Source organism: uncultured Paracoccus sp. (assembly GCF_945915435.1).
Taxonomy (GTDB): Bacteria; Pseudomonadota; Alphaproteobacteria; order Rhodobacterales; family Rhodobacteraceae; genus Paracoccus.
In genome coordinates, this window is record NZ_CAMEFG010000073.1 from 1 (window position 1) to 9600 (window position 9600).

General features: G+C 65.4%; 7 protein-coding genes and 1 pseudogene. 2 read left to right on the forward strand and 6 right to left on the reverse strand.

The window, feature by feature from the left end; all coding sequences use genetic code 11:
* The 4 genes from Q0O97_RS16870 to purQ all read right to left on the reverse strand — a co-directional run.
* The coding region (locus Q0O97_RS16870; RefSeq protein WP_294932138.1) for a ribonuclease E/G at positions 1-1369 on the reverse strand (1369 nt) is incomplete at its 3' end.
* 486 nt (positions 1370-1855) lie between these two features.
* The gene (locus tag Q0O97_RS16875; RefSeq protein ID WP_294932141.1) at positions 1856-3181 is read right to left on the reverse strand and encodes a sigma-54 dependent transcriptional regulator; all 1326 of its coding nucleotides are present in this window, start codon (positions 3179-3181) and stop codon (positions 1856-1858) included.
* 40 nt (positions 3182-3221) lie between these two features.
* Positions 3222-4940, reverse strand: coding sequence for an ATP-binding protein (locus Q0O97_RS16880; RefSeq protein WP_294932155.1), 1719 nt, complete (start codon positions 4938-4940; stop codon positions 3222-3224).
* A gap of 127 nt (positions 4941-5067) precedes the next feature.
* A complete protein-coding gene (gene purQ, locus Q0O97_RS16885; RefSeq protein ID WP_294932144.1) occupies positions 5068-5736 on the reverse strand; it encodes a phosphoribosylformylglycinamidine synthase subunit PurQ in 669 nt (222 codons plus the stop codon).
* A gap of 156 nt (positions 5737-5892) precedes the next feature.
* On the opposite strand from purQ, the gene Q0O97_RS16890 reads away from it, so the two are divergent.
* Entirely contained in the window at positions 5893-6711 is an 819-nt protein-coding gene (locus Q0O97_RS16890) for an MBL fold metallo-hydrolase (RefSeq protein WP_294932147.1), read from the forward strand.
* A gap of 86 nt (positions 6712-6797) precedes the next feature.
* Here the strand turns inward: Q0O97_RS16890 and Q0O97_RS16895 are convergent, their stop codons facing one another.
* Complete coding sequence (locus Q0O97_RS16895) at positions 6798-8012, reverse strand: NADP-dependent isocitrate dehydrogenase (RefSeq protein WP_294932150.1); 1215 nt, start codon at positions 8010-8012, stop codon at positions 6798-6800.
* 261 nt (positions 8013-8273) lie between these two features.
* On the opposite strand from Q0O97_RS16895, the gene Q0O97_RS16900 reads away from it, so the two are divergent.
* Positions 8274-9404, forward strand: a complete 1131-nt coding sequence (locus Q0O97_RS16900; RefSeq protein WP_294932153.1) for a Hint domain-containing protein — start codon at positions 8274-8276, stop codon at positions 9402-9404.
* An 8-nt stretch (positions 9405-9412) separates the two neighbouring features.
* Here Q0O97_RS16900 and Q0O97_RS16905 read toward each other — a convergent pair.
* A pseudogene (locus Q0O97_RS16905) lies at positions 9413-9600 on the reverse strand (LacI family transcriptional regulator); the annotation flags it as partial.

The following is a 9600-nucleotide window of genomic DNA, read 5'->3' on the forward strand; positions in this document are numbered from 1 at the left end:
CCGCCGCCTCGCAGTTGGTCTTGTAGGCCGTGTCCTCGATCGAGCCTTCCTTGGTCGCCCGGCCCGAGTTCACGTCGATGGCCACCAGCGCCTCGGTCACGCCGATGACGATATAGCCGCCGGACTTGAGCTGGACGGTCGGGTTGAACATGCCCGCCAGATAGCTTTCGACCTGATAGCGCGAGAACAGCGGCATCGGATCGAGGTAATGCTTCACGTTCTTGGCATGGGACGGCATGATCATCTTCATGAAGTCCTTGGCGGCGCGATAGCCGCGTTCGCCCTCGACCAGAACCTCGTCAATGTCCTTGCTGTAGAGGTCGCGGATCTGGCGCTTGATCAGGTCGCCTTCCTCGTAGATCGGGGCGGGGGCCACCGACTTGAAGGTCAGTTCGCGGATCTGCTCCCACAGCCGCATCAGATATTCGTAGTCGCGCTTGATCTCGGTCCGGGTGCGCTGGCTGCCGGCGGTGCGGATGATCAGCCCGGCGCCCTGCGGCACGGACAATTCGCCCGCGATTTCCTTCAGCTTCTTGCGGTCGGCGGCCACGGTGATCTTACGGCTGATGCCGCCGCCGCGCGCGGTGTTGGGCATCAGCACGCAATAGCGGCCCGCCAGCGACAGGTAGGTGGTCAGCGCCGCGCCCTTGTTGCCGCGTTCTTCCTTGACCACCTGGACCAGCATGATCTGGCGCACCTTGATCACTTCCTGGATCTTGTAGCGGCGCGCGCGGGTCTTCTTGGGCGGCTGGATTTCCTCGGACACGTCGTCGTCGCCGACCGATTCGATGGAATCGTCGCCCGAGTCGTCCGAATCGGATGCCTCGTCCTGATCCTGATCCGGCGCGTCCCCGCTCCCATTGCCAGCGTCGGGCTGCGCGTCAGCCGCGATCCGGGCCGGCGCTTCGGGCGTCTCGACCGGGGCCGAATCGCTCTCGGGGGCGCCGTTTTCGCCGTCGATGACCTCCATCCCCGGAATGGGGTCGGATTTCGCGACCTCGTCCGCCACGGCCCTTTCGGCACGGGGGGAACGGCGGCGGCGCGGTTTGCGCTCGGGCTGTTCGTCGGCCTCGGCCTCGGCAGCGGCCTGTTCCTCGGCCAGCAGCACCTGACGGTCGGCGGCGGGGATCTGATAATAATCCGGGTGGATTTCGGCAAAGGCCAGGAAGCCGTGACGGTTCCCGCCATAATCCACGAATGCGGCCTGCAACGAGGGTTCGACCCGCGTCACCTTCGCAAGATAGATATTCCCGGCCAGTTGCCGTTTGTTGATGGTTTCAAAGTCAAACTCCTCGACCTTGGTTCCATCGACCACGACCACCCGAGTTTCCTCGGGATGGGTGGCGTCGATAAGCATTTTCTTCGACATTTATCCGTTTTCCGCGCAACAGCCCGCGCCCGCCCGAAGGCGGCCCAAACGGAATGCTGCGGCATGATTGAAACGCGAACGCCGGGCGGAAAACGACAAGGCAGGCGGTCGGGTCATTGCCCGGCCACCGGATTTCTGCTCGTTCCCCTGCGCGATCCATCGCGTCTGTTACCTTTATAGGCCCGGACCGACCTTTTCAGGCGACCGGACAACCGAACGTCTTGCCCAGAGGCCCCGGGAAGGGCATGGGCGCTGATTTTTCCGCGCATCCGCCGCCTGCCCTTCAGGGCGACCGGCCAGCACCGCGCTGCGAAACTTTGGGGGGACCTGCCGTGAAGGCATCGAAATATCCCCTGCCCTTGCAGAATAAGGGTGAAAGGCGGACCGTTACAATGGGTATTCGTCGTCAATGCGGCACAAGCGCCCCCGACAAGCGCCCTTGCGGGCAGGCCGGGCGGCGCATGGCCCGCCCCGCCCGGCCAGCGTTTACAGGTAGTCCTGGCGGCTAAGCCCGTATTTCGCCATCTTTTCGTTCAGCGTCCGGCGCGGCAGGCACAATTCGTCCATGACGGCGGCGATGCTGCCCTTGTGGCGGCGCATGGTGTTGTCGATCAGCATTTTTTCAAAGCTTTCGACATATTCCTTGAGCGGCTTGCCCTCGGTCGTCGTGGCTTCCTGCGTTTCCTCGCCGTCGGCCAGCAGCAGCGACGCGATCGAGCCGGACCCGCGCCGGTTCTGCAAGACCGCGCGTTCGGCGACGTTGATCAACTGGCGCACGTTGCCGGGCCAGGGCGCTTGCAGAAGCTGCGCGGCTTCCTGCGCGGTGATCTGCGGGGGTTCGCAGCCATATTCCTCGGAGAACTGTTCGGTCATGCGGGTGAACAGCGCCAGGATGTCCTCGCCGCGCGAGCGCAGCGGCGGCAAGGTGATCTTCAACGCAGAGAGGCGATAGAACAGGTCGGGGCGCAACGAATCCTCGACCTTGCGGCCTTCGGCGCGGGCGTTCGAGATCGCGATGATCCGCGTCTCGGCGGGAACGCCCTGGTCGGCGATGAAGGCCAGGAGCCGCGCTTGCAACGGTTCGGACAGCATCTCGATGTCCTCAAGGCAAAGCGTGCCGCCGCGCGCTTCCTCGACGGCGGGCAACCCGCTTTCGATGGGGCCGAACAGCTTTTCCGACAGCATTTCATCGCTGTAGGCGGCGCAGGAAATGGGCACGAACTTCTTGGACGCGCGCGGACCGACCGCATGCAGCGCATGGGCGACCAGCGTCTTGCCGGTGCCGGTTTCGCCGTCGATCAGCACATGGCCGTCGGCCTGGCCCAGGTCCAGGATATCCTCGCGCAGGCGCTCCATCACGGGGCTGGCGCCGACCAGCTTGGACATGACCTGCTGGCCCTCGGACAGGTCACGGCGCAGGGCGCGGTTGTCCAGCGTCATGCGGCGGGCCTGCGTGGCGCGCTTGGCCAGTTCGGTCAGCCGGTCGGGGTTGAAGGGCTTCTCCATGAAGTCCATCGCGCCGATCCGCATCGCCTCGACCGCCATCGGCACGTCGCCGTGGCCGGTGATCATGATGACCGGCAGGCCCGAATCCATCCCCATCAGGCGCTTGAGAAACGCCATTCCGTCCATGCCCGGCATGCGGATGTCGGAAATCACCACGCCCGGCCAATCCGCGCCGATCACCTTCAGCGCCTCTTCCGCGCTGGCATAGGTTTCGGTCTCGAAGCCGGACAGCACCAGCCATTGGCTGATGGATTCACGCATGTCCGGTTCATCGTCGACGACCGCAATCTTCATCGTGCGCCTCATCGCCCTGTCACCTCTCTGGTTCGGTTTCGTGCCACCGTGATCATTCCGCCGCCTCTTGCTTGCGCGTGGCATTGCCGGATTGCCGCAACGGCAGCTCCATTTCAAAAACGGCGCCGGTGCCTTCGCTGGCATCGACGTTATGGGCGGTCAGCCGACCGCCGAAATCTGCAACGATCCCCGATGAGATCGCAAGCCCCAGCCCCGTCCCCTCGCCCGGAGCCTTGGTCGTGAAGAAGGGTTCAAACAGTTTTTCCATGTCCGCGACACCCGGCCCGTTGTCGCGGACGGACAAATAGGCGTGAACGCCCGAACTGACCGAGATCTGGATCAGCGGTTCCTTGACCGCCTTGGTCGCGTCGATGGCGTTGCGCAGCAGGTTGATGATGACCTGCTCCAGCCGGATGCGGTCGCAGGTCACCATGATCGGATAGCGCGGCACGCTGCGTTGCAGGCGGATGCGGCGGCTGCGCAACTGCGGCTCCATCATGGCCAGCGCGCTGGACAGGGCATTGCGCAGGTCCACCGGCTCGAACGCCTCGCCGCCCTTGCGGGCATAGGATTTGAGCTGGCGGGTGATGGCACCCATCCGCTCGATCAGGTCGTCGATGCGCTGGAAGCTGGACAGCGCCTCTTCGCAGCGGCCGCGTTGCAACAGGACGCGCGCACCGGCCAGATAGGTCTTCATCGCGGCAAGGGGCTGGTTCAGCTCGTGGCTGACGCCGGCCGACATCTCGCCCAGGGCGGCCAGCTTGCTGGATTGCTGCACGGTCTGCTCGGCGACGCGCAATTCCTTCTGCATCCGCTCTCGCTCGGCGATCTCCAGCGTCAGGCGCTGGTTCAACGCGCGCAGGTCCGCCGATTCGCGCTTGTAGGCGCGCGATTCGACCCGCGCCCGCCGCGACATGACGAAGAACACCGCCGCCAGCAGGATCGCAAAGCCCATGATCTCAAGCGCGAGGATGGCGTTCACCCGCTCGCGCACGGATTCGTAGGTGGTGAAGGAAATCATCCGCCAGCCGCGGAAGGGGATGCGGGTTTCGGTCTGCATCACCGCACGGCCCATGACATAGGCGTCGGGCGGCACCGCGGTCCAGTCGGTCGTCACCTGGAACGCCCGCGCGATGGCCGAGGGGGCCGAGCGGACCTCAAGCGCCTCCTCGACCGTCAGGCCGCGCCAGCGCGGTTCCGTGGCAAGGATGATCCGCCCGCCGCTGTCGGTCACCGCCACCGCGTCGGAAATCCCCGCCCAGGACCGCACGATCCGCGACAGGTCCGCGCCCACGACGATCACGCCCACCGTGCGGCCCTCGGAACTCACCCCCCGCGAATAGGCGAAGTTGTAACCGCCGTGGACCGAGGGGCCGACCGAAAACACCGTGTCGCGCGACCGCAACGCCTCGACGAAGAACGGCTCTTGCACATAATGGGTGCCCAGCAGGTTGCGATCCGTCGCCCCGACCACCCGCCCGGTGGAATCCAGCAGCAGGATCGTCGAGGCACCGATATCCTTCTGCGCCGCGATCAGCCGCGCCGAGGTGGTCGAGAAATTGCCGCTGACCAACGAATTTATCAGCGCCGGATCGCGCGCCAGCAGCAGCGGCACGACCGCCGTGCGCTGCAATTCCGACAGCAGGTTGCCGGTATAGAGCGCCGAGCGCAGTTCCGTCCGCATCCGCGTGTTTTCCGAAAACCGCGCGGTCAGCCAGGCATTGGTCAGCCACAGCGTCGCCACCGCCGCGACCAGGATGATCGCGACCATGCCCCGGATGCTCCACCGCCCCGGCAACGCGGGACGCCCGGCCCCGTGCTTGATGGTTTCGGCCTCGTCTGCCATGAGCCTCCCGGCCCTTCGGAACACCCTGCGCGGCACCTGCCGCAACGTCGCATCAGGCCGCGACAAGCCCCGCCGCCAGCGACGCGAACAGCCGCGCGCCGTCGGTATTGCCATGCACCGTCTCGCAGGCGCGTTCGGGGTGGGGCATCATCCCCAGCACCCGGCGGTTTTCCGACAGCACCCCCGCGATATCATCGACCGAGCCATTGACCCCCGGCGCATAGCGCAGCGCGATGCGGTCCTGGTCGCGCAACCGCGCCAGCCCTTCGGGGTCCAGTTGATAGTTGCCGTCGTGATGGGCCACCGGCAGGCGGATCGCCTCGCCCTTGGCATAACCGGCGGTAAAGGCCGAATCCGCTGTCGCGACCTGCAAGCCCACCTCGCGGCAGATGAAGGTCAGCCCGGCATTGCGCATCAGCGCACCGGGCAGCAGCCGCAATTCGGTCAGCACCTGGAAGCCGTTGCAGATCCCCAGCACATAGCCGCCCCGCGCCGCGTGGTCGCGCAGCGCCCGCGCGATGGGCGATTGCGCGGCGATCGCGCCGCAGCGCAGGTAATCGCCAAAGCTGAAGCCGCCCGGCACCGCGACAAGATCGGTGCCCGCGGGCAGGCTGTCATCCTTGTGCCAGACCTTTTCGACCCTGGCGCCCGCCTGCCCTAGCGCAACCGCAAGATCGCGGTCGCAGTTCGAGCCGGGAAAGGTGATGACGGCGGCTTTCATGCTTCGACTCCATCGCGTTTTCCCTTGCATTATCTTAACCGTCGCGAATCTGCAAAGCCCAAAGCCATGCCGCCCCGGCCAATCACGCGCCCCGATCACGCGCCGGAACCACCAGCACCCCGCATCCGTTGAACCTTCATCACCGCGGAGAAACCCATGCGACCGACCAGACGCCTTTCGCTCAAGCTCGCCCTCGCGGCGGCGGCGGCCAGCACCCTGCCCGCCTTCGCCCAAACCCCGGACGAGGAAACCGCCGAAACTCCCGCCGGGGAAGCCGCCCCCACCACCTTCGAGACCGAGGGCGGCACCGTCACCGTCATCCCCGTCGAACATGCCAGCCTCTATCTGGTCGCGCCCGGCCATGTGATGCTGATCGATCCGGTGGGCGATCCCGCGCTTTACGCGGACATGCCCGCACCGGACCTGATCCTGATCACCCATGAGCATGGCGACCATTTCGACGCGGAAACCCTGGCCGCCGTGGCCCCCCAGGATGCGCGGCTGATCACCAACCCCGCCGTCCACGCCCTTCTGCCGCCCGAATTGCAGGCGCGGGCGACGGCGATGGCCAACGGCGACGAACTCGACCTGGACACGCTGAGGATCGAGGCCGTCCCCGCCTACAACATCACGCCCGAACGGCTGGAATATCACCCCGAAGGCCGCGACAACGGCTATGTCCTGACCATCGCCGACAAGCGCGTCTATATCGCCGGCGATACCGAGGCCACCGACGAGATGAAGGCGCTCGAAGATATCGAGGTCGCCTTCATCCCCATGAACCTGCCCTATACGATGACCCCCGAACAGGCGGCGGAAGGCGTCGCGGCCTTCGCCCCCGCCCGCGTCTATCCCTATCACCATCGGGATACGGACCTGACGGTTTTCACCGAAGCCCTCGCGGCATCGGGTGCGCAGACGCAGGTGGTGATCCTCGACTGGTATCCCCAAACCGGCGAAGCCGCGGCCGACTGAACGCCGCGCAGCTGCGCGGCCCAATGATCGCGCAACGGCCGGGCAATCGCCCGGCCGTTTCCGCTTGCTCTGCCTGTCGGCGCGTCTCAGCCCTGAAGGGCCTTGTTCAGGTATTCGTCGACCTTTTCCAGGTAGCCCATCGTGGTCAGCCATTTCTGGTCCGGCCCGACCAGCAGCGCCAGGTCCTTGGTCATGTGGCCGTCCTCGACCGCCTGCACGGTCACGCGCTCCAGCGTTTCGGCAAAGGCCAGCAACGCGTCGTTGCCGTCCAGCTTGGCGCGGTGCTTCAGCCCGCCCGTCCAGGCAAAGATCGACGCGATCGAGTTGGTCGAGGTCTCGTTGCCCTTCTGATGCTCGCGGTAATGGCGCGTCACGGTGCCGTGGGCCGCCTCGGCCTCGACGGTCTTTCCGTCGGGCGTCATCAGCACCGAGGTCATCAGGCCAAGGCTGCCGAAGCCTTGCGCGACCGTATCCGACTGCACGTCGCCGTCGTAGTTCTTGCAGGCCCAGACATAGCCGCCCGACCATTTCAGGTTGGATGCCACCATGTCGTCGATCAGGCGGTGTTCGTAATGGATGCCCGCCTTCTTGAACTTGTCCTCGAACTCGGCCTCATACACCTCCTGGAACAGGTCCTTGAAGCGTCCGTCATAGGCTTTCAGGATGGTGTTCTTGGTGGACAGATAGACCGGGAAGCCGCGCTGCAAGCCGTAGTTCATGCTGGCCCGCGCGAAATCGCGGATCGAATCGTCAAGGTTGTACATCGCCATCGCCACGCCCGAGGACGGCGCGTCAAAGACCTCGTGTTCGATGGTCTGGCCATCCTCGCCGACGAATTTGATCGTCAGCTTGCCCTTGCCCGGAAAGCGGAAATCGGTGGCCTTGTATTGGTCGCCGAAGGCGTGGCGCCCGACGATCACCGGTTTGGTCCAGTGCGGCACCAGGCGCGGGACGTTGCGGCAGATGATCGGCTCGCGGAAGATCACGCCGCCCAGGATGTTGCGGATCGTCCCGTTGGGGCTGCGCCACATCTTCTTCAGCCCGAATTCCTCGACCCGCGCCTCGTCCGGGGTGATGGTGGCGCATTTCACGCCCGCGCCGTATTGCTTGATCGCATTGGCGGCATCGACGGTGATCTGGTCGTCGGTGCGGTCACGCTCCTCGATACCAAGGTCGTAATATTTCAGGTCGATGTCGAGATAGGGCAGGATCAGCTTCTTCTTGATGAAATCCCAGATAATCCGGGTCATTTCATCGCCGTCAAGCTCGACAACGGGGTTTTCGACCTTGATCTTGGACATGGGTGGCCCCCTCTTTCTGGCGGTATTGGATTCGTATGGGCGGGCTATAGCCGGAAACGCCGCGAAAGGAAAGACGGTATGCATTGGTATGCATGCCCTGCCGCCAGAGACGCGGATTCGCGCGCCCCAACCCCCGCCGGGCCGGAAACTGTCCAAATATACAGGCGTTCGGACGCAGGATCGCATTGACCGGGCGCGCAGGCTGCCCGACAACCATATGTATGTTTGATATGCGTTTAACCAGTCTCTCGGAGTTTTCTGATGCCGGCTACCGTCACATGGCTTTGGTTTGGCAATGCCGACCAACTGAACCAGGACCCATCCACCCCCCCAACGCAGTCAGAGGCCGATGAAGCCATCGGCTACGCGCGTGGCGGCCCCGAACAGATCCGGCCGGTCGAACTGACCGGCACCACGGTGAATATCGGATCCTGGTGGAATCCGAACGAAGTCTTCGCCACGACCTACAACAGCCGCACGACCAGCGATTTCACCTATGATTCGCCCGCCGGGGGCCTGACGCCCAGCCAGATCACCGGGTTTCTCGGTATCGAATACCGGCTGACCCTGCCCGACGGCACGACACGGGACGAAAGCGGCGTGGGCATCCAGATGGCCAACGGCGACGTCTTCTTCCGCCCCTCGTCCGACAGCGCCCCGGCATGGGCCGATATCGAGGGGCTGCGCAGCGTCGAGATCATCGACGCAAGCCCCCTGCCCGCGAACACCTATGTCGCGACCGTTTCCTTCGGTCCCCAGATCTTCGATCTGGATATCGTCTGCTTTGCGGCGGGCACCCTGATCCGCACCCCGCAGGGCGAAAGGCGGGTCGAGGATCTGGCCGTGGGCGATCTGGTCTGCACCGCCGACAACGGCCCGCAGCCGCTGCGCTGGCGCGGACAGCGCCATCTGGACGCGGCAGAGCTTGCCGCCCGCCCCCGGCTGCGCCCGATCCGCATTCGGGCGGGCGCGCTTGGGCAGGACCGCCCGGCGCAGGACCTGGTCGTCTCGCCGCAGCATCGCATCCTGGTGCGCTCGGCCATCGCGCGGCGCATGTTCGGCACGGATGAGCTTCTGGTCGCCGCCCGTCAACTGACCGCCCTTCCGGGGGTCGAGGTCGAACTCGAGGCGCCCCACGTCACCTACGTCCACCTGATGTTCGACAATCACGAGGTCGTCACCTCGAACGGTGCGGAAAGCGAATCGCTCTATCCCGGCCCGCAGGCGCTGCACGCCCTCGGCCGCAAGGCGCTGGCCGAAATCCTGGCGATCTTTCCCGAATTGCGTGGCCGCGACGAACCCTTTCCGGGCGCCCGCCCCTTTGCCGAAGGTCACCGCGCCCGCAAGCTGGCCCAACGTCACGCCGCGAATCGACGGCCACTGACCAACTGAGCCAGGCGCTATCCCCGGCGGATCGTGTCGCCGGGGATGAAAGTCGGGGTCAGCGCGACCACGCCATCCGCAGGCCGCGCCTCCTTGCCCGCCACGATCCGCGCGGCACGGCGCCCGATATCCAGACGCCGCGCGTCGGTCGTGGCAAGCCGCATCGGCAGGCCGTCCAGCAGATCGACCCCGTTGAAGCCCGCAA